The 19,421-nt window shown below is 62.4% G+C and carries 18 protein-coding genes; 9 read left to right on the forward strand and 9 right to left on the reverse strand.

Going from position 1 to position 19,421, the window contains the following annotated elements; genetic code table 11:
• On the forward strand, positions 1-1,920 hold the full coding sequence (thiC, locus tag NDB2M4_RS06695; protein WP_072372251.1) for a phosphomethylpyrimidine synthase ThiC: 1,920 nt from the start codon (positions 1-3) through the stop codon (positions 1,918-1,920).
• A gap of 53 nt (positions 1,921-1,973) precedes the next feature.
• A complete protein-coding gene (locus NDB2M4_RS06700; RefSeq protein ID WP_072372254.1) occupies positions 1,974-2,621 on the forward strand; it encodes a hypothetical protein in 648 nt (215 codons plus the stop codon).
• Between the two features lie 24 nt (positions 2,622-2,645).
• On the opposite strand, the gene NDB2M4_RS06705 is transcribed toward NDB2M4_RS06700, so the two are convergent.
• The 3 genes from NDB2M4_RS06705 to NDB2M4_RS06715 all read right to left on the reverse strand — a co-directional run bounded on the left by NDB2M4_RS06705 (position 2,646) and on the right by NDB2M4_RS06715 (position 5,701).
• The gene (locus NDB2M4_RS06705) at positions 2,646-3,128 is read right to left on the reverse strand and encodes a hypothetical protein (RefSeq protein WP_072372257.1); all 483 of its coding nucleotides are present in this window, start codon (positions 3,126-3,128) and stop codon (positions 2,646-2,648) included.
• A gap of 11 nt (positions 3,129-3,139) precedes the next feature.
• Positions 3,140-4,762 (reverse strand): ABC-F family ATP-binding cassette domain-containing protein, encoded by a 1,623-nt coding sequence (locus NDB2M4_RS06710; RefSeq protein ID WP_072373279.1) that lies wholly within the window; start codon positions 4,760-4,762, stop codon positions 3,140-3,142.
• Between the two features lie 87 nt (positions 4,763-4,849).
• Positions 4,850-5,701 carry a GNAT family N-acetyltransferase gene (locus tag NDB2M4_RS06715; RefSeq protein ID WP_072372259.1) on the reverse strand — a complete coding sequence of 284 codons (852 nt, stop codon included), beginning with the start codon at positions 5,699-5,701 and terminating at the stop codon, positions 4,850-4,852.
• Positions 5,702-5,827: 126 nt separating this feature from the next.
• Here NDB2M4_RS06715 and NDB2M4_RS06720 point away from each other — a divergent pair, with 126 nt between their 5' ends.
• The 3 genes from NDB2M4_RS06720 (at position 5,828) to NDB2M4_RS06730 (ending at position 7,994) form a co-directional block, all read left to right on the forward strand.
• Positions 5,828-6,250 carry a hypothetical protein gene (locus NDB2M4_RS06720; RefSeq protein WP_072372261.1) on the forward strand — a complete coding sequence of 141 codons (423 nt, stop codon included), beginning with the start codon at positions 5,828-5,830 and terminating at the stop codon, positions 6,248-6,250.
• 138 nt (positions 6,251-6,388) lie between these two features.
• Positions 6,389-7,285, forward strand: a complete 897-nt coding sequence (locus NDB2M4_RS06725; RefSeq protein WP_072372263.1) for an SPOR domain-containing protein — start codon at positions 6,389-6,391, stop codon at positions 7,283-7,285.
• Positions 7,286-7,439: 154 nt separating this feature from the next.
• Positions 7,440-7,994 (forward strand): BPSL1445 family SYLF domain-containing lipoprotein, encoded by a 555-nt coding sequence (locus NDB2M4_RS06730; RefSeq protein WP_072372265.1) that lies wholly within the window; start codon positions 7,440-7,442, stop codon positions 7,992-7,994.
• A gap of 93 nt (positions 7,995-8,087) precedes the next feature.
• Here NDB2M4_RS06730 and NDB2M4_RS06735 read toward each other — a convergent pair whose 3' ends face one another.
• The gene (locus tag NDB2M4_RS06735) at positions 8,088-8,936 is read right to left on the reverse strand and encodes a sulfotransferase family 2 domain-containing protein (protein ID WP_072372267.1); all 849 of its coding nucleotides are present in this window, start codon (positions 8,934-8,936) and stop codon (positions 8,088-8,090) included.
• Between the two features lie 573 nt (positions 8,937-9,509).
• Here NDB2M4_RS06735 and NDB2M4_RS06740 point away from each other — a divergent pair.
• The gene (locus tag NDB2M4_RS06740; RefSeq protein WP_072372270.1) at positions 9,510-10,616 is read left to right on the forward strand and encodes an alkene reductase; all 1,107 of its coding nucleotides are present in this window, start codon (positions 9,510-9,512) and stop codon (positions 10,614-10,616) included.
• A 64-nt stretch (positions 10,617-10,680) separates the two neighbouring features.
• Here the strand turns inward: NDB2M4_RS06740 and NDB2M4_RS06745 are convergent, their stop codons facing one another.
• Positions 10,681-11,379, reverse strand: coding sequence for a hypothetical protein (locus NDB2M4_RS06745; protein ID WP_139247128.1), 699 nt, complete (start codon positions 11,377-11,379; stop codon positions 10,681-10,683).
• Positions 11,380-11,566: 187 nt separating this feature from the next.
• The gene (locus tag NDB2M4_RS06750; protein ID WP_139247129.1) at positions 11,567-12,484 is read right to left on the reverse strand and encodes a hypothetical protein; all 918 of its coding nucleotides are present in this window, start codon (positions 12,482-12,484) and stop codon (positions 11,567-11,569) included.
• A 398-nt stretch (positions 12,485-12,882) separates the two neighbouring features.
• Here NDB2M4_RS06750 and NDB2M4_RS06755 point away from each other — a divergent pair, with 398 nt between their 5' ends.
• A complete protein-coding gene (locus NDB2M4_RS06755) occupies positions 12,883-13,995 on the forward strand; it encodes an NAD(P)/FAD-dependent oxidoreductase (RefSeq protein ID WP_072372276.1) in 1,113 nt (370 codons plus the stop codon).
• Here NDB2M4_RS06755 and NDB2M4_RS06760 read toward each other — a convergent pair.
• A complete protein-coding gene (locus NDB2M4_RS06760) occupies positions 13,961-14,725 on the reverse strand; it encodes a glycosyltransferase family 25 protein (protein WP_072372278.1) in 765 nt (254 codons plus the stop codon). The genes NDB2M4_RS06755 and NDB2M4_RS06760 overlap by 35 nt on opposite strands.
• Before the next feature lie 406 nt (positions 14,726-15,131).
• Between NDB2M4_RS06760 and NDB2M4_RS06765 the strand changes: the two genes are divergently transcribed.
• A complete protein-coding gene (locus NDB2M4_RS06765; protein ID WP_139247130.1) occupies positions 15,132-16,346 on the forward strand; it encodes an O-antigen ligase family protein in 1,215 nt (404 codons plus the stop codon).
• 72 nt (positions 16,347-16,418) lie between these two features.
• Complete coding sequence (locus NDB2M4_RS06770) at positions 16,419-17,552, forward strand: glycosyltransferase family 4 protein (protein ID WP_072372283.1); 1,134 nt, start codon at positions 16,419-16,421, stop codon at positions 17,550-17,552.
• Between the two features lie 50 nt (positions 17,553-17,602).
• Here the strand turns inward: NDB2M4_RS06770 and NDB2M4_RS06775 are convergent, their stop codons facing one another.
• Complete coding sequence (locus NDB2M4_RS06775; protein ID WP_072372285.1) at positions 17,603-18,361, reverse strand: ABC transporter ATP-binding protein; 759 nt, start codon at positions 18,359-18,361, stop codon at positions 17,603-17,605.
• Positions 18,362-18,364: 3 nt separating this feature from the next.
• Positions 18,365-19,126, reverse strand: coding sequence for an ABC transporter permease (locus NDB2M4_RS06780; protein ID WP_083555965.1), 762 nt, complete (start codon positions 19,124-19,126; stop codon positions 18,365-18,367).
• Positions 19,127-19,421: the final 295 nt, after the last annotated feature.

A 19,421-nucleotide genomic window follows, 5' to 3' on the forward strand; every position in this document is an offset into this window, starting at 1 on the left:
ATGAACAAGCCGACGCGCAGCTCCGATCTGACGTTGCCGAAAGTGACGACCGGGCCCCTTCCCGCCTCGCGCAAGATCTATTCCGCTCCCGAGGGTTTCGCGGAGGTGCAAGTCCCCTTCCGCGAGATCTCTCTGTCCGAAAAAAGTACCGAACCGGCGTTCCGTGTCTACGACAGCTCCGGCCCCTACACTGACGCCGCCGTTACGATCGACGTCATGCGCGGCTTGCCGCGCCGCCGCGAAGCTTGGATCAAGAAGCGCGCTGTCGAGACCTACCAGGGCCGCACCGTAAAGCCCGAGGACAATGGCAATGTGTCGGGCGCGCATCTGGCGCGCGACTTCGCCGACAAGCCGCAACCCATGCGCGGCGTCTCCGATGCACCGATCACGCAGCTCGAATTCGCACGCGCGGGCATCATTACCGAGGAGATGGCCTACATCGCCCATCGCGAAAACCTCGGCCGCTCGGCAATGCTGGAACGCGCTCGCGCCGCCCTCACCGATGGCGAGAGCTTCGGCGCAGACATCCCACCATTCATCACGCCCCAGTTCGTGCGCGATGAGGTCGCCCGCGGCCGGGCCATCATCCCGGCGAACATCAACCACGGCGAGTTGGAGCCGATGATCATCGGCCGCAACTTCCTGGTGAAGATCAACGCCAACATCGGCAACTCCGCCGTCACCTCATCGGTTGAAGAAGAGGTCGAGAAGATGGTGTGGGCCATCCGCTGGGGCGCCGACACCGTGATGGACCTCTCCACCGGACGCAACATTCACACCACCCGCGAATGGATCATTCGCAACTCGCCCGTGCCCATCGGCACCGTGCCGATCTACCAGGCGCTGGAGAAAGTCGGCGGCGATCCGGTTAAGCTCGATTGGGCCGTCTTCAAAGACACGCTCGTCGAGCAGTGCGAGCAGGGCGTCGACTACTTCACCATCCACGCCGGCGTGCGCCTGCGCTACGTCCCGCTCACCGCCACGCGCGTTACCGGCATCGTCAGCCGCGGCGGCTCCATCATGGCCAAGTGGTGCCTTGCCCATCACCGCGAAAGCTTCCTCTACGAGCACTTCGACGAGATCTGCGACCTGATGCGCCGCTATGACGTTTCGTTCTCGCTCGGCGACGGCTTGCGCCCGGGTTCCATCGCCGACGCCAACGACCGCGCGCAATTCGCCGAGCTGGAAACGCTGGGCGAACTCACCAAGATCGCCTGGGACAAAGGCTGCCAGGTGATGATCGAAGGGCCCGGCCACGTGCCGATGCACAAGGTGAAGGTCAACGTCGAGAAGCAGCTGCGTGAATGCGGCGAAGCCCCGTTCTACACGTTGGGCCCGCTCGTCACCGACATCGCCCCCGGCTACGACCACATCACCTCCGGCATCGGCGCCGCCATGATCGGCTGGTTCGGCACTGCGATGCTCTGCTACGTGACGCCGAAGGAGCACCTGGGCCTTCCCAACCGCGACGACGTTAAAACCGGCGTCATCACCTACAAGATCGCCGCCCACGCCGCCGATCTCGCCAAGGGCCACCCGGCCGCGCAGTTGCGCGACGATGCCTTGAGCCGCGCACGCTTCGAGTTCCGCTGGCAGGATCAGTTCAATCTCTCGCTCGATCCCGACACCGCGCGTTCCTTCCATGACGAGACGCTGCCGAAGGACGCCCACAAGGTCGCGCACTTCTGCTCCATGTGCGGCCCGAAGTTCTGCTCCATGGAGATCACCCAGCAGGTGCGCGATTACGCGTCGCGCCTGAACGAGGGAGCCGTGGAACTCGCCGAGGAAACGACCCAGGTCGACCCCGAGACCGACGCGGGCAATGCCGCCGCCCGCCAGGCCGGCATGGACGAGATGAGCCGCAAATTCCGCGACCTCGGCGCCGAAGTCTACGTGGAGCGATCCGAATTGAAGCGCTAGATGCGGGACCAGAGGCAGCGTACTAGACTCGGACATTCCCGGGGATCCCATCCATGGCACACAAGAGAGCTTTGCATCACCTACGCGGCGCGCTGCTCACTTCTGTTCTGGCGGCAGCCGCCGCAGCCCACGCGGAACCGCAAAAGTTCACCACCATCGCCCCCATCTTCAGTCAACTGCTGGTAGTTTCCCAGCCGGCGAACTTCGTGCCGGCGTTCGAGAAGGCCGTTCCAGAACGCTACCTGCGCGAGTCTGTGCCTAAGGGCGAGACGGTCGACCACTGGACCCAGATGATCACCGTAACTGGCGCAAAGGGCTTGGCGAACAATCGCGACATCACTCCGGAGTCCTTCGCGGGATTGCTCGCCAACGGGTTTAAGAAATCCTGCCCCGGTTCATTCTCCTCCAAGCCTTTGGGCAAGCTTCACGTCGGCACCTTTGATGGCTTCGCCGCGGTTGCCGGGTGCGGCAGCTATACGTCCAGTGATGGCACGCGGGGCGAAACGGCGCTCATCGTCACCATCCGAGGCGCGCAGGATTACTACACCATCCAGTGGGCGGAGCGGTCGGCACCGATCGACCAGCCTCCCGCTCTCGACGATGCCACTTGGATGCAACGCCTGCACGACCTCGGACCCGTCCGCCTGTGTCCCATCGTTGCCGGCGAGCAGGCTCCCTATCCCAGCTGCGTCGCCGGATAACGAAATCGCGGCGCAGCGCGCCGCTCAGCGCTCCGCGCGCACTGGAAGCGGCGGAGTACGCGGCGCGCATTCCGGGTAGCCGAACTTGTCGATCAGCGTCGCGCCTGAGAGCGTGTGATAGCGCGCAGAATCGACGTGATGCCCCTTGAGCAGATACGCACGCAGCTCGGGCTTGTACGCAGCTAGCATCGTCTTCGTCGAGCTGGAACTGGCGTTCCACTTCTTCGTCACCCGGTCCGGCCCGGCGTGAAACGAGACCAGCGCCTTTCGATCGACGCACACGTTGCGGATCGACAGGAATAGCGTGCATGCCGATCGGCAAACGCCCTCGACCCTGAACGTCTCTCCGCTCTTGTTGTATTTCGCTATGACCGGGAAGTAGGTGGCAAAACGCCCACCGGCGCCATACAGCCTCGAAGAACCGTCTGCGACCGCAGGTACCGCGCCGCCAGCGGCCAGCAACAGAGCAACCACAACGCCGCTGACCAAACCGTGCGCCCGCGTCATGCCGCCCCCTTCTAACGATGCAGCCCCGGCGCCTCTTGGCCGGTGCGCTCAACGTACTCGGTGTAGCCGCCGCCGTACGTGTGTACGCCCTCCGGCGTCAGCTCCAGCACGCGGTTCGACAGCGCCGCAAGAAAGCGCCGGTCGTGCGAGACCAGCAGCATCGCGCCTTCGTATCCGGCCAGCGCCTCGATCAGCATCTCTTTGGTCGCCATATCGAGATGGTTGGTCGGCTCGTCGAGCACCAGGAAGTTCGGCGGGTCGTAGAGCATCTTCGCCATCACCAGCCGCGCCTTCTCGCCGCCCGACAGCACGCGGCAGCGCTTCTCGACATCATCGCCCGAGAACCCGAAGCAGCCCGCCAGCGTGCGCAGTGACCCCGTGCCCGCCTGCGGAAATGCGTATTCCAGTTCCTCGAACACCGTGCGCTCACCATCGAGCAGATCCATGGCGTGCTGTGCGAAGTAACCCATCTTCACGCTGGCACCGAGGTTGACCACGCCCTCGTCCGGCTCCGCCGATCCCGCAACGAGCTTCAGCAGCGTCGACTTGCCTGCGCCGTTCACACCCAGCACGCACCAGCGTTCGCGCCGGCGGATGTGAAAGTCGATACCGTCATAGATCGTGCGGCTGCCGTAGCGCTTGTGCACCGCCTTCAGGCTGACGACGTCCTCGCCCGAACGCGGCGCCGGCTGGAATTCGAACTTCACGCTCTGCCGCCGCTTCGGCGGCTCCACGCGCTCGATCTTGGCGATCTGCTTCACGCGGCTCTGCACCTGCGCCGCGTGCGAGGCACGCGCCTTGAACCGCTCGATGAACTTCAGCTCCTTCGCCAGCATCGCCTGCTGCCGGTCGAACTGCGCCTGCTGCTGCTTCTCGTTCAGCGCCCGCTGCTGCTCGTAGAAATCGTGATCGCCCGAATAAGTGTTGAGCGCGCCGCCGTCGATCTCGATCACCTTCTTCACGATGCGGTTCATGAACTCGCGATCGTGCGAGGTCATCAGCAGCATGCCCTCGTAGTTCTGCAGGAAGTCTTCCAGCCAGATCAGGCTTTCCAGATCGAGATGGTTGCTCGGCTCGTCGAGCAGCATCGCATCGGGCCGCATCAGCAGAATGCGGGCGAGCGCCACGCGCATCTTCCAACCGCCCGACAACGCGCCGACGTCGCCGTCCATCATCTCCTGCGTGAACGACAGGCCGGCCAGAACCTCGCGCGCGCGGCCCTCGAGCGCGTAGCCGCCGAGCTCTTCGAAGCGCGCCTGCACCTCGCCGTAGCGCTCGATGATCTCTTCCATCTCGTCGGCGCGGTCGGGATCGGCCATCGCCGTTTCGAGCTCTTTCAGCTCGCCCGCGACCTCGCTCACCGGGCCCGCGCCGTCCATCACCTCGGCAACCGCGCTGCGTCCCGACATCTCGCCGACATCCTGGCTGAAATAGCCGATGGTGATGCCGCGGTCGGTCGAAACCTGCCCCTCGTCCGGCTGCTCACGCCCGGTGATCAGCCGGAACAGCGTCGTCTTGCCCGCGCCGTTGGGGCCCACGAGGCCGATCTTCTCGCCCCGGTTCAGCGCCGCGGACGCCTCGATGAAGACGATCTGGTGGCCGTTCTGCTTGCCGATATTGTCGAGACGGATCATGTATGCGCGGGCCCTGGTGACGAAGTTCCGCCACCCCATAAGCCATGCCGCGCACACGCGAAAGCCCGTGCGGCAATTGCCGTCGCCTCAACCGACCTCGTAGCTGGTGATGCCGAAGATGCGATCCATCGCGGCAGGCCGCACCGGCCCGGTATACATCCGCGCAGTCTCGAAGCACGGCGCAAGCCCACGGCTCAGCGCCAGAGCCGCAGCCTCGGCATTTGGCTCGGGAACGTCGATGAACACCTCGCCCTCGCCGCTCGCCGCCAGCACCGAGAACAGCGTCTCGGCCACCTCGCGGTCCTTCGCGTAAAGGGGTGCAATCTTGCGCCCCTTGCGGCTCGGACGAATGACGCCCCAGCCCAACAGCTCGCCATCACGCACGATTGCCCGCCCGACGTGCCCGGGCGCATCTACCCACGCCTGCACAAACGCCGCTCTGTCGGCGGGAAAGAGCGCAGCATCATCGGTGGCGACCGCCTCTATGGGAATGTCGGACAGAGGCACGGTTTCGTCGCGGAACGCACCCAGCGCCGGCACTCCGCCGTATCGCGCGTTGCGCCACGCGAGCTTAAAGCCAGACTTGCGATAATTGTCCTGCTGCGCCACCACGCCATCGAGCCCGACCACCCGCGACCTCGAATGCTGCAGCGCCGCCTGCCAGATGCGCCAGCCGAAACCGCGGCCACGCAGCTCCGGCCGCACGATGTAGAAGCCGAGAAAGGCAAAGCCGTCGCTGTAATTGACGTTGGAGATGATCGCCGCGCGCCGTCCCTCGTGCTCGCCGACCAGGAAGCCCTGCGGATCGATGGAGGCAAAGCACGGCATATCGCCGAGCCCCGGGTTCCAGCCCTCGGCCGCCGCCCAGTCTGCAGCGATGAAAAGATCCGCCGGCTGCATCGGACGAATGACGAGACCAATATCGTCGAACCTGCCCATCGAGCCCTCCTCGTGTAGTGGATGGCATATGCCAACCACAGTCCCCTTAACGAACTATCGGATGCCCGCTAACGTGGCGCTAAGCGGTACAATTCGCATCAGTTACCGTTCGGGGGAAATACGTCTATGCAGCTCAAGATACACCAATACGGCGAGCTGATCGGCATCCTGTTCCTGCTCGCCTCGACTGCGACGCAGATGTTCTACCTGGCGCCGCTCGACCGCGACATTCAGTGGCGCCTCACGGCCTTCACCGTGCAGCAGTCGGCGCAGATTCAGATCCGCGCCACCTACGATAGCCAGATCGCGGTATTGAAGCAGCTCAATGCCCCCGCCGCGGAGGTGACCGCGGTGGAAACCAAGCGCGATGCGGCCCTTGCACAGTTTCGCAACTCGGACGCCGACATCTCCGATTTCATGATCGCCAAGGAAGGTGTCGAGAACTACCTGCAGATCATCGTCATCGTGCTGTTTGCGGTCGGCTCCGTACTCGCGGGATTGGGACGCACGCTCGATATGCTTGCCGCCCGTCGCGTCGCCGAAAGCTGACCGAAGCGGCAGCGCGCGTTTTCCTCCACAACGGACAATCCGCCCGCTAGCTGCACGCAAGCCGAATCGGGGAATAGTCGGGTTGCACCGGCGCCACATGAGCCCGCGTGCTTCCGGCTGTTCAATCCGAGGCCGCACGTGAGCCGCGCCATCCGCACATTCGCAAGCGCCGTCCTTTTGCTGGCCCTCGGCTTCAGCGCGCCGGCCGCCGCCGACATCGCCGACGAGATTCTCGCCAAGGCGATCGAGCGCTACCGCGCCGGCGAGATGGAGCCCGCCATCGGCGGCATCAACGCCGCGCTGCGCGGCCGCCTCTCCAGCGCGCAACTGGCAAAGGCCTACTATTATCGCGGCCTCGCGCATCGCCGCGCCGGCCGGCCGAACGACGCCATTTCCGATCTGACCCAGGCGCTCTCATCTGGCGGCCTATCGGAAAAAGAAACAGCGGACGCGACGGAGAGCCTGCACACCGTCTACCGAGAACTTGGTGCCGGTGTCCGTGCTGAGACCGCTTCCATTCCGCCGGCCGCCGAGCCCGCCAAGAATTGGGCCCCCTCGGACGTTGCCATTTCCACCGGCGCGCTGCAGGAGTCTAAGCTAGAGACGCCTACGCCCGCGCCGCGTCCAAAGGCTTGGACGAAACAGCAAGTCGCGCTAGCGCCGCTGCCGCCGGCACGCAAGCAGAGCGCCACGTCCGCCGCATCAAAGTCCTCACGCGCAACCGCCCCGGCGCAGGCAGCCGTGACGCCCTTCGTCACAGAAGTGTCGGTGGCACCGGCGCAGGATCTGCCCCCGCCCGAGATCCGCCTGCTCGTCGGCGAGGCCCATTCCCGCAGCGAAGCCGTCGCATTGGCTGTCCGCCTCACCTCGCAGCGCGGTTTCAGCCTCGGCCCGCGGCGACCTCAGATCGCCGAGACGGCATTCGCCGACAGCGCCATCTATCGCGTCAGGCTCGGCCCCTTCGCCAATCTCGACGACGCGCTAGAACTTTGCCGGTCACTGCGCGACAGCGGCTACGACTGCGTCAGGGAGTAGGTGGCGCGCACCACGCCGACAGCGCCTCCGATCCAGAAGGCAGTGAAACATTCCCGCGAACGCTTTGGTACAAAGCTCTGGCGCGCCGCTCCGCACCATTTTGGCCGCAAATGCCGGTCACACACGCAGGAAAAGATAACAAGGAAAATCAACGATGTTCCGCAACCTACTCTGCGCGTGTCTTGCATTTGCCGCTGTTCTCGCCGTTTCGGCACCCACCCGGGCGGCCTCCGCCTACGATATCGACGTCGGCGTCGACGCAACGCTCGACCGCTTCTTCGCTAACGTCCGCGGCGCCCGCGAACTTGCCAACAAGTCCGTCGGCATTCTCGTTTTCCCCTCGGTCGTGAAGGCTGGCTTCGGCTTCGGCGGCGAATACGGCGAAGGCGCACTTCGCATCAGCGGACAGCAGCGCTCGGTCGACTATTACAATACCGTTTCCGCCTCGGTCGGCTTTCAGCTCGGCATCCAGGAGCGATCCGTCATAATCATGTTCATGACGCACTCGGCTCTGGAGCAATTCCGCCGCACTGCCGGTTGGAAAATTGGCGCCGACGCGTCCGTTGCGGTGATCACCGTCGGCATCGGCGGCTCGATCGACACGAACAAGATTACGAGCCCCGTCGTCGGCTTCATCCTCGATCCGAAAGGCCTGATGTATAACCTGACGCTCGAAGGCACCAAGATCAGCCGCATTAATCCGAGGTGAGCGGAACGCGCGGTTCTGTTGTCCGCGATCACACCGCAGAGATTAGAAAGGCGCCGGAGAGGCGGTCACCTCACCGGCGCCCAGAGATGAACCTCAGATCACGCGCGCCTCAACCAGACGCCAGTAGCGGATGAGCGAGCGCAGACTTGCCAGTCCGCTCGTAGGCTTGAGGTGCCCCTCTCGCCCCAACTGCACAATCCCGCGCGGCGTCCAGTACGCCCCCGGCGCCTCGGTCGCCTGCTCGATGTTCCGGCTGTATCCGAGGCGGACAAAGTCCTCCTCGTAAACCGCCTTGACCAGCTCGACCGCACGCGGCGTGTAGTACGTGCGCATCTTCTCCTGCGCACGGCGCGAATGTGGCGCAAAGGTCTCTAGCTCGAACTCGCCGATGGTGCTGCTCAAAGCTCGCCGCAAAGTCGCGATGTCTTCAAGATAGAAGACCGCGTCATATGACACGCCCGTCAGCCACAAGTTTAGATATTGTGGCCGGAAGTGCGGATCGAGCGTCTGTGGCTTGGCGCTTAGCAGTGCCTCGAGAAAGGCCTCGAAGCTCTGCGGGCGGCTACCGCGAAACTCGCGATACAGCGATGGATCGCCATTCACCACCTTATCTAGATATCCCGACAGCGCCCGCGAGAACGGATTGCGTGCGCACGAGATGACTAGGCGCGCATCGCTGCGCACGAGGTCGTCGATGCCGCGCTGCTTCAGGCAGTCGTCACCCTTGTGGGGATCATTAACGAGAGTAAAGCTGCCGCGCCCTTTGTCTCGGAAGCGGGCGGCCTGCGCCTGTCGCAAGCTATTCTTGACCGTCGAGCAGCCGCACTTCGGATTGTTGACGTAGACCACCGGCAGCTCCGGGGTCCACCAAAGTTCTACGTCCTTCTGCACGCCCAGCGCCGAAGCACAGAACTGCCTGATCCAACGTCGGGGATTACCCATAATCCGCCCCTCAATGAAGTACCGGATCAGGCTCCAACAGCCTTCAGCGGCTAAGCTCCAAAACGAGAGCGGTGATTCGCATGTAGCGGCAACGGTTTTCGTTCAGCGCGTGCAAATGGCGTCTGCACAAGCCCTCTAGAGGACTAACTGCAAGGTGATCGCCCGGAACATCAACCCGCGAAAATTGAAGCCGTAACGGTGAAAGCATGAGAGCTGACCATCGATCAATGCCCGACAGCAGCTTTCCATAACTTAACTTTTCAGGCAGCCAAAATCATGGCACGCTCATACACAGGTTCAACAGCGAAAGGAGGTGATCCGATGTCGAGTGGGATCTTGAGGACGGCGATGTCGCGGTCGCTCGGGTTCAGGCCGGATTTGCCTCCGGTGCACGCCTGACGCATCAGCGGCGCAGCGCGACAACCGCTGCACTCTCGCCGCCGAAGTCTCACGGAGGCCGCCCAAAAGGCGGCCTCTTTGTTTTTTCGGGTCCCACCAATGCGCCACGCGTCCCTTGCCGGAGCGAGGCCCGCCTCCTAGATAGTTCGACGACTATCTAAAGGAGATCTCGATATGTCGAATGCGAGCGCTGCCGCGGCGGCGAGAACTGATCTTTTCGATCCCGTCCAACTCGGCCCCTACACCCTCGCGAACCGCATCGTGATGGCCCCCCTCACCCGATCACGCGCTGACGACGCCGGTGTTCCGGGCGAGCTTCAGGCCAAATACTACACGCAGCGTTCCTCTGCCGGGCTGATCATCTCCGAGGCTACGAACATCTCGCCCCAAGGCAAGGGCTACATCCGCACGCCTGGCATCTGGTCTCCGGAACAGGTCGCCGGCTGGAAGCTGACGACCAAGGCCGTGCATGACAATGGCGGTCGCATCTTCCTGCAGCTCTGGCACGTCGGACGCATCTCCCACCCTGACCTCCAGCCCGGCGGCGTTTTGCCCGTCGCCCCCAGCGCCGTGCCGGCAGAGAACCAGCAGGCCTATACGTACGAGGGCTTCAAGCCGCTAGTCACCCCGCGCGCGCTCGAGACAGCCGAGATCCCCGGCATCATCGCCGACTACGCTCGTGGAGCAAAGAACGCGCTCGATGCCGGCTTCGATGGCGTCGAGATCCATTCTGCCAATGGCTACCTGCTGCAGCAGTTCCTGTCCGACAAGACCAACAAGCGCGATGATCGCTACGGCGGCTCGATCGAGAACCGCACCCGCATCGTCGTCGAGGTTGTCGACGCAGTGACCAAGGTTTGCGGCAGCGACCGCGTCGGCATCCGGCTCTCGCCGCTCACGACATTCGGCGACATCGGTGATTCAAACCCCGAGCCGCTCTATCTGTCGCTCATCGAGCAGATCAACCCCTATAAGCTGGCCTACCTTCACGTCATTGAAGGAGAAACCCGCGGCAACCGCAATCCTGCGGGCGGGTTCGACCTGCAGAAGCTCCACCGCGCCTTCAACGGCCTCTATATGGTCAACAACAACTACACGCTGGAGCTCGCCATCGAGGCGCGCGAGAAAAAACTCGCCGACCTTATCGCTTTCGGCCGCCCGTTCATCTCCAATCCCGATCTGGTGGAACGTCTCCGCAACGGCGCACCGCTCACCCCGGCCGATCCCGACACCTTCTACGCGGGCGAGGAGCACGGCTACACCGATTACCCCTCGCTCTAGCCCCAACCAAGAAACAGGAGGCGCAGCGTGCCCACCAGCCGCTGCGCCTTGTTATCGCGCGCCATCAACGGCGGCGATTGAAGCCCCAGTAGTCGAGGAACATGCTGATCGAGATTACGAGGAACGCCGCCGCGTAACCCGCCTCGTGATATTCGCGTATCGGCTTGCCGTAAGGGGAATCCAGCGGCGGATAAGCCACGACCAGCACCCGATAGGCGATGAACACCATGACGAACAGACCGGCAGCCGCCAACGGAGGCACCGGCATTCCGAACCAGGCGATCGTGCGCCGCCCCCACGGCCAGTAGCGGTCGGCGAGCGGAACCAGCACGCCATAGCCAAGCGCAATCACCGTCAGAATGCGCAGCGTTCCGAACTGAGCGTTGTCGAGCAGATTGTGCAGGTTCGTCTCGTGGTGCCCGTTGACCTCTTTCCAGGCTTCCGGCGTCCCCCAACCGAACACGCGCTGCCCCCAGCTCACCTCTTCGCCGAAGCACACAACGAAGAAGATCGCCAACAGCAGTAGCCACAAATTGCCGACGGTCTCCCGGCCGAAGAACGTCGCCGGCTGCGTACGCGAGGCGACGTACGCGCCGAGTACCAGCAGGCTAGCCGCCAGATAGAACGCTGCGGTCGCATTCTCCGCGAAGTGATCTTCAAGACCGCTCTCGGCGAGCAGCGCGCGATCGGCAAACCACAGCACGATTGCCGTCAGCCCCGCAAACACATACGCGCCGATAAATAGTCCCCTGGTGCTGCCCATCTGTTTCCCCGGTCTGTTTTTCTGCGTCCTCTTGCGTCCGCCCGCCGGCTCTAGGCGATGAGCAGTGCTGCAGGAGCTGCATTGTGAACATGTGCGCTCACCGCAACACAGCGGCTCGCTCAGGCCACCACCTGGTCAGCGAGCGTTGGATCGTTCAATCGCTGCGCGATATCCGATGCCGGCGGCCCTATGCCCCGCGCGCTTCTCCCGTCTGCCGAGCCAACTGCAGCCCGTACAGCATCAAGAAAAGCGCTGTGCTGTTTTCAAACACTTCGCCGAACCACCCGTAGCTTGCGAATACAGCCACCCCCGCCGTCAAAGGCAGCAGATTGGCTCCCGGGGCAAATTTCAGCATCCGCCAGTTACTGGTCGCGCGAATGAAGATGATGACGCAGCACGTAACGAACACCGCAGCCGATCCCAGCCACTCGATGACATCGAGCTCCGAATAGCTCAAAAAGTTGTGCAGGTTGGATTCGTGCTGGATGTTCGCCGCCATAGCCTCCGGCGTGGCCCATCCGAAAATTCTCTGTCCGTAGCTAATTTCTTCCAGGCCCAGAAATAGCGAAAGCGTAAAACCCAGCAGCATGAATGCAACGGGAATGACCATCCTATCGGATTGAACAAGATAGCGGCGCAAAGCCACGAGGTAAGCCGCCACACCCGTGAAGCACAACGCCGCCGTCAGATATTCCGGGGGGCCATCCTCGGCAAATATCGTTTCGTACACCGGCCTACCAAGTACGGCATAGACGTATGTAGCCGCCAACACTGCCACGAAGACAACGCTCAGACCGACGATAATTCGCGATCTGCGGTCAGCAAGCACCTGCGCTTCCAGCGTCGTGTCGCTGCGCGCCATCAACGCCGAGCGCAGGACCCCGGTCCCGATCAGCACCGTCGCAATGCTGATCAGCGGCCGCGCGAACAGGTACGGTTTGCTGATGTGTCCGTCGGCATCGAGCTGCGTGAGAAGCGGCACCGCATAACTGACGAATGGAGCGCAAGCGATAAGTACGAGCCCAGCGATCACCATAACCGCGGAGACAATATGACTCTGCCCCTGCTTCCGGCTAAGGAAGCAGGCCGAATTACCTACGGACATTTGGAAGTGCCTTTAACCCGTCAGCGCGAGCGCCCCACTAGCCCCGCGGAAATGAAATCTGCAGATCGAAGTAGATGGCGCAGGCAATAAGAAAAGCAGTACCGGCAATGAACGCTGCCGCGTGAATTCGCGACATAGCTTTCATATAAAGGTCCCCCCGTTTCAAAGTCGTCACAAAAAGTACACTATCGACGCAGGCAAAGTGAGCAACGGGCCCGCCCAGAACAGACGGGCAATCAACGTCAATTCATCCCCGGGTGTGACAGTTCCGTGACACGCAAGCGGGAAACATTCCCGAAATCACCCGGGAATGCGATTGGGAATTTCTCCCCTATCTCGCAGAAAGCCGCCGAATTGACCTATGAGTAGGCGCCAATTTCGCACCCCACTGGAAACGCATGAGCGACATTGAAACCATTGTAGTCGGAGCCGGAGTCGTCGGCCTCGCCATCGCCCGCGCACTGTCTGCCAAAGGCCAGCAGGTCATCGTCCTGGAACGGCATGCGCGCGTCGGCTCTGAGACGAGTTCGCGCAATTCCGAGGTCATCCACGCTGGCCTCTACTATCCAACCGGCAGCATGCGCGCGCGCCTTTGCGTCGCCGGCAAGGAAGCTCTCTATCGCTTTTGCGCCGAGAACGGTGTCACCCACACTCGTGTGGGAAAGCTTCTCGTCGCAACATCCGAAGCTGAGTTGCCGAAGCTGGAAGCCATCGCCGCCAACGCCGCGGCCAACGGCGTCACCGACCTGCGCCGCCTAACCGGCGAGGAGGCGAAGGCCATGGAGCCCGAGCTTGAATGCATTGCCGCCTACCTCTCGCCCTCTACTGGCATCATCGACAGCCACGACCTGATGCAAGCGCTCAGCGGCCACATCAGCACCAACGGCGGAGAGATCGTCCTCAACGCGTCGGTGGATGATATCGCAGGGCGCGAAGATGGCTTTCTCCTGCACGTGCTGAGCGGCGGCGAGATCAGCACCCTGTCGTGCCGCAACCTCATACTGGCAGGCGGATTGGGCGCCACCCGGCTCGGCCGCATGCTCTCGTACGGCAACGACTACATCGTCCCTGAGACGTATCCCGCTCGTGGCCATTATTTTGCCCTCAGCGGCAAGGCCCCCTTCCAGCGGCTCATCTATCCGATGCCGGTAGGCGCGTGGCTCGGCATCCATCTCACCATCGACACGGGGGGCCGCACACGTTTCGGCCCCGACATCGAATGGTGCAACGAGGTCGACTACAAATTCGTCGAGGATGAAGGCCGCCGGCGCGCCACCTTCGAGCGCGAGGTACGCCGCTATTGGCCAGGCCTGCCCGCAGGCGCCCTGCAGCCCGACACCGTCGGCATCCGCCCCAAGCTTTACCGTGAGGGTGAACCGGCCGCCGACTTCGCCATCCACACCGCGCAAGACCACGGCATCCCGCGTCTCGTCGCCCTCTACGGCATCGAGAGCCCGGGTCTGACGTCGTCACTGGCTATTGCAGACTACGTCGCCGAGCGTCTGGAGTAGCCCCCGCCCGTCCTTCGCGGAACTCCTCGAAGTAGGCGCGCAGCAGGTTTATCGGGCCGAGCTTCCACACTCCAGCAGTCCGGCCCACGAGATACCCGACGGGATTGGCGCGCCAGTAGAACCTTTGGGTCTTCGACTTGGGGATCGACGACTCGAACCTGTTCGCCTGCCAGGCAGGAGCCGGATAGACGCCATACCCCTCGAGCCCCATCTCCCACCCATACCGGATGTCGACATCCACCGGCCGCGTGCGCTTTCTCTCTGCCAGCAGCTTGCGGCAGCCAGACGCACTGATCGCGTAAGCGGCCGTCGTCTTCGGAAAGTGCAGGTATCGCACCAGGCTATGCGTGCCGTCGCCAAGGGGAGCCAGCCGGCAATGCGGATGCTGCTTGGCTCCCGATAGGCTGAGGATGTCCCACTCCCCCCTGATCTTCGCAATCGCCTCTTCCGTGATCAGTCGAACATCGCCGTCGAGATCGACGTCATCTTCGAGAACGATCGCATACGGGATACCCCGAGCGAGGATCGTTTCAGCGGCGACGAGATGGCTTGCGTAACAGCCGAGCTCGCCGGGAAGCAGATCGCCCGACTTGGCGAAGTTACCCGCGAGATGCTCGGGAATTGCGGTGCCACGCACCGCCTCGATGCGCTCGAACTTACCACCGAGCTGCTGGCTCATATAAGCCAACCGATCGGTCGCCGAGGCGAGGTTGATTACAAAGACATGCATGACAACCCGAAGCTAGAAACGAGCCGGGACGCGACCCGACATCGATAGGCCATCTAGAAAACGGCGCGACCTTCGGTATGGCCACGCCCATGCGCCAAAGGGGATAGGCGCCGCTCGAAAACTTCGCAACCCAAACATTTTATCAATTAATCTCAGACGCGGAACGAGCGTAACAGTAGCATCGGACGAACCTCAACACCCGATTGTCACAGCAATAACTTATGCGACTTTTCGTCTGCGCACCGGCTTAGTAGAGCCTCACCTACAATTGTTATGCACAAAAATCACAAGCCACATAACGATGGCGAGAAGCGCTGAAAACCAGTAGCCGCTGAGTTTATCCGCGCTAGCGTGCAAGGAGTCGCCTGAAGGCTCTCGTTTTACATAGCATGGGGGAAAGACCGAGTTGGCCGGTAAGATAATACTTCACCCGAACCCTGCTGTGCCTCTGCAAGGGGACGCAAGAAATGCCGCCTATGCGCTCCTTTCTGCGCTGCTCGTCTCTCTCTTCTTCGTCAATGGCGCAGCCTCGAATGCGATAGCGATCATCGCGTTCGTCGCCGCCTGGGTACTCATCGTGCGCGATCACCGCGCCGGCTCCCTGACCATGCCGCCGCTCAATCCGGTGCTGCTCGTCTTCGCGATTATCATCAGCCTACGCATTCTGCTGCCACCCTATGGAGTGACGGGCGCGCCGCCGGGCGCTGCGATCACACGAATACTGCTACTCGTCGGCCTCTATGGCCTGACTCTCTACGTCTACACCCGCCTGCCCTTCAGCCACATACTCTGGATGATCGTAAGCGCGGCCGCGCTCTGCGCATTGGCGGCGATCTTCGCGCATATGGTGATCGGCCACGAGTCGCGCCTGGAGTTTTTCGGTCGGGCTTCGCACGCGATTGCGGGCGCCGGCGCGATTGCGACCGGCGTCACCGCCGCCGCCGCGCTTTTGTTCGCTGCTCCAAGTCAGGATCGCACGAAATGGGGCATACTCTCCCTGCTGGGATCCATGGCACTGCTCGTGGCCGCCCTTTATTTCACGGGCAGCCGCGGCCCCATCCTCGCGCTGTCGGTCGCCCTGATCGCCACGCCGCTTGCTCTTCGCTGCAGGCTACCTTGGCTGCTTATCGCGCTTGCATTCGGTGCTTGGTGTCTTGTCAGCAGCTTCGTCCTGCTCGAGGTGCCGATAAAGGAAGCGCTTTGTCCTTACGTCGATCTCGCGTGCCGTCCCTCCAAACGTAATGACGTCTGGCAGGCCACCGCCCAATTGATCGCCCAGCACCCCCTTTGGGGCAGCGGATATGCATTCCGCTTCACGCAGGGCGTCACCCATGCCCACAACGCGTACTTGGGGATGGCGCTGCACTACGGCGTGCCGTTGCTGCTGCTCTTCATCGCGCTGATGGCGACCGCGCTCTATCAAGCTGCCCAAATCGCGTCCGCGCAGACCAAATTCTTCGTCGCCTCTACCCTCGTATTCGCCAACGGCTACATGGGATCTGATCTCAGTGATCCCATGCGGTTCTTCAATACACACTATCTGTTCCTCTGGTTTCCCCTCTTTGTGGCACTTCTGAGCGTCAAGTCCGACAACGGGGTCGCACCAACGCCCCGGGAATGATACCGGGACATCAGAATTGCTACCGACCGCGACACCAGTTCGAACATCGACGCCAATCCGAGCCCTGAGCCTATGACGCCGCCCCGCCTCGTCTACCTCGTCAACGAAGATTCCTATTTCGTCGGCCATCGGCTCACCATGGCACGCGCGGCGCTGAAGGCTGGCTACGACGTCCACGTCGCCACCCGTCTGGGAAAGTACCGCGATGCCATTGTCGCCGAAGGCTTCAAGGTGCACCCGATCGACATCCACCGCGGCAGCGTCAATCCGCTCAAATTCGTGAGCGCCACACGCGCCGTGCGCAAGCTCTACCGGGCTCTCAATCCGACGATCGTGCATCACGTCACGCTGCAGGCGACGATGGTAGGCGCCCTTGCAGCGCGAAATCTCCCCGTAAGTCAGGTCAACACCGTGACCGGCCTCGGCACCGTCTTTACAGCCAAGAGCGCCAAGACGCTCGTGACACGCGCAGGCGTCGGCCTGCTCATCGGACCGCTCCTCAACAATCCGCGCTCGATCGTCACCGTGGAGAACCCTGACGACAAGAATGTGCTCGCATCGCTATCGGTTGAAAGCGATCGCATCCACGTCCTGCCCGGCTCAGGCATTGATATCGCGCGCTTCTCCGTGCTGCCAGAACCTCCACCGCCTGTCACGGTGGCCTTCGCGGGCCGCATGCTGATCGACAAAGGCGTACGCACGCTCGTCGCCGCCTATCAAATCGTGCAGCAACAGGGTCATCCCGTTAGGCTCGTTCTTGCCGGAGTGCCCGATCCAGCCAATGACAATTCCATCCCCACAAGCGAGCTGGAAGAGTGGGCACAGCGCCCAGGCATCACTTGGCTGGGTCAAGTCGCCGACATTCGCGACGTATGGCGCAATGCGCACATCGCTGTCCTCGCCTCGCTTGGCGAGGGACTGCCTATGAGCCTCGTCGAAGCGGCCGCCTGCGGACGGGCTTTGATCGCCACCGACGTTCCTGGTTCGCGCGCCGTCGCTCGCACTGGACGGAACGGCATCCTCGTGCCGACGAACGATCCCCAAAAGCTCGCCGAAGCCATCATCAAGCTTGCGAGCGATGCTGACATGCGCCGTAGATATGCCGAAGCCAGCCGTTCACTCGTCGAGACGGAATACAGCTCGGCCCATGTCGAAAGCGAGGTTATGCGCGTCTATGAGCTCGCACGCCGCACCGCGCCGGCCTGAGCACTATCTGCGGCAACGCTTGCCGGATATAGCGCCAACTCGGCTGTGGCTCAGGGCACTGGGTTGCGCGGTGTGGCTGTGGCTGCCGGAGACTTCCGTACGACCTCCTCGCCGATCAGCCGGCCGTGCTCCAGATGGATGGTGCGATCACAGAAAGTCTCGATCAGCTCGGGCGAATGCGAGGCCAGCACAAAGATGCTCGAGCGTTCGATGAACTTCACCATGCGCTTGCGCGCACGCACCTGAAATTCCGCATCGCCCGCGCCTAAAACCTCATCCACGAGCAGGATTTCTGGATGCATAGCCGTCGCCACACCGAATGACAGCCGCGTGCGCATGCCGTCCGAATAAGTATTCACCGGAACCGACAGGAAGTTCCCCAGCTCGCTGAACTCCTCGATGTCCGGGATCACGGCCTCGGCCTGGCGGCGCGATGCCCCGAGCATCATCGCCATGCGGATGATGTTCTCATAGCCGCTCAGCTCTAGCTCGAGCCCCGCGCCGAGCCCGAACACGGTCGACACGCGCCCATCGATGCTGATGCGGCCGCGCGTGGGCGTATAAATCCCGGCCAGCGTGCGCAACAAAGTCGACTTGCCCGATCCGTTGTGACCGATAAGGCCGAGCCGGTCGCCTTCCTTGAGCTTGAGCGATATCCCATCCAACGCCCTAACGCTGACGATGCCACGCGACTCCTTCGACAGCCGCCCACCTGTGCTGATCGCCAGCAGGTTGTTCCGCAGCGACATCGCCCGAAGGTTATAAATCGGGTACTCGACCGATACGTTCTGAAGCGTGATTTCAGCCATGTTCTAAACCCAGAATGGCAACCGAGCGCCCTTGGCCTTGGTCATCCAGAGCGCGAGCGCCCAACCGACGATGGCCATGAGTATGGTCCCCACCCAGATCCGGGCATCGGGCACCACACCCTGTAGCGGTCCGCGCACGATGTCGAGCCAGTAGGCCATCGGATTGAAGGCCATGATGATCTGCGTCCGGCCAAGTTGATGCGAGTGGTAAAGAACGGGACTGAGGAAGAACAGGATCGGCATGATCGCTTGAACGAGCGGATCGATGTCCCTGAACCGCGCCCCTATGAATCCGAGCAACTGGATCACCCACCACAGATTGATGAAGACCAGCAGCAATCCGGGGATCACAAGCAGTGTGACCAGCGATAAAGGCTGCTGGAACACGACAAGCACGAGCAGCACCACCAGGAGGTTGTGCGCGAAATTGATGATCTGCTGGAACAGCAGCTCGAGCGATAAGCGCAGCGAGGGCGTCTTGATGTTCCTGATGATCGAGGCACGCTTCGTGAATACGGTGCAGCCCCCGATGATGCTTCCGGTGATCATATTCCAGACCACCAGTCCGATCGCCAGTGATGGAATGAAGGCCGCCTTGTCAGTGTGCAGCAGGGTGCTCCACACGAACCCAAGTCCGACGACACCGATCAGCGTGCTCAGAACCAGCCAGAACGGGCCCAGCACACTGCGCTTATAACGCGCCCGCGTATCGCTCCAGGCAAAGTACCAGGCGATCGCAACAGATTTGCGGAGTCCCTGCAGCATGTCCCCGTCTGCCGGTTGGTATACCAAGTTCACCCTCCGACGCGGACGGTTCGCCTATCGCCGGAATCCGCGCTGGTTATGGTCCGATGCGGACGCCGATGCAAACCCGTTCCCAGCGCAGTCCCCTAAAGACTTGAACAGCCGTCGCATTGTAGCTTCGCCCACACAGTCATCACATTGAATTTGCAAGCCTCGCTGCTAGTCAACCATCCCGATCGCCGCTCCCGCCGAAGGGTGCTGCTGTGCATAACGCAGCCGGGGATCAGGCCCTGACATCCGGTCAGCACGCCTATAT

The organism is Hyphomicrobium sp. NDB2Meth4 (assembly GCF_900117445.1).
GTDB lineage: Bacteria > Pseudomonadota > Alphaproteobacteria > Rhizobiales > Hyphomicrobiaceae > Hyphomicrobium_A.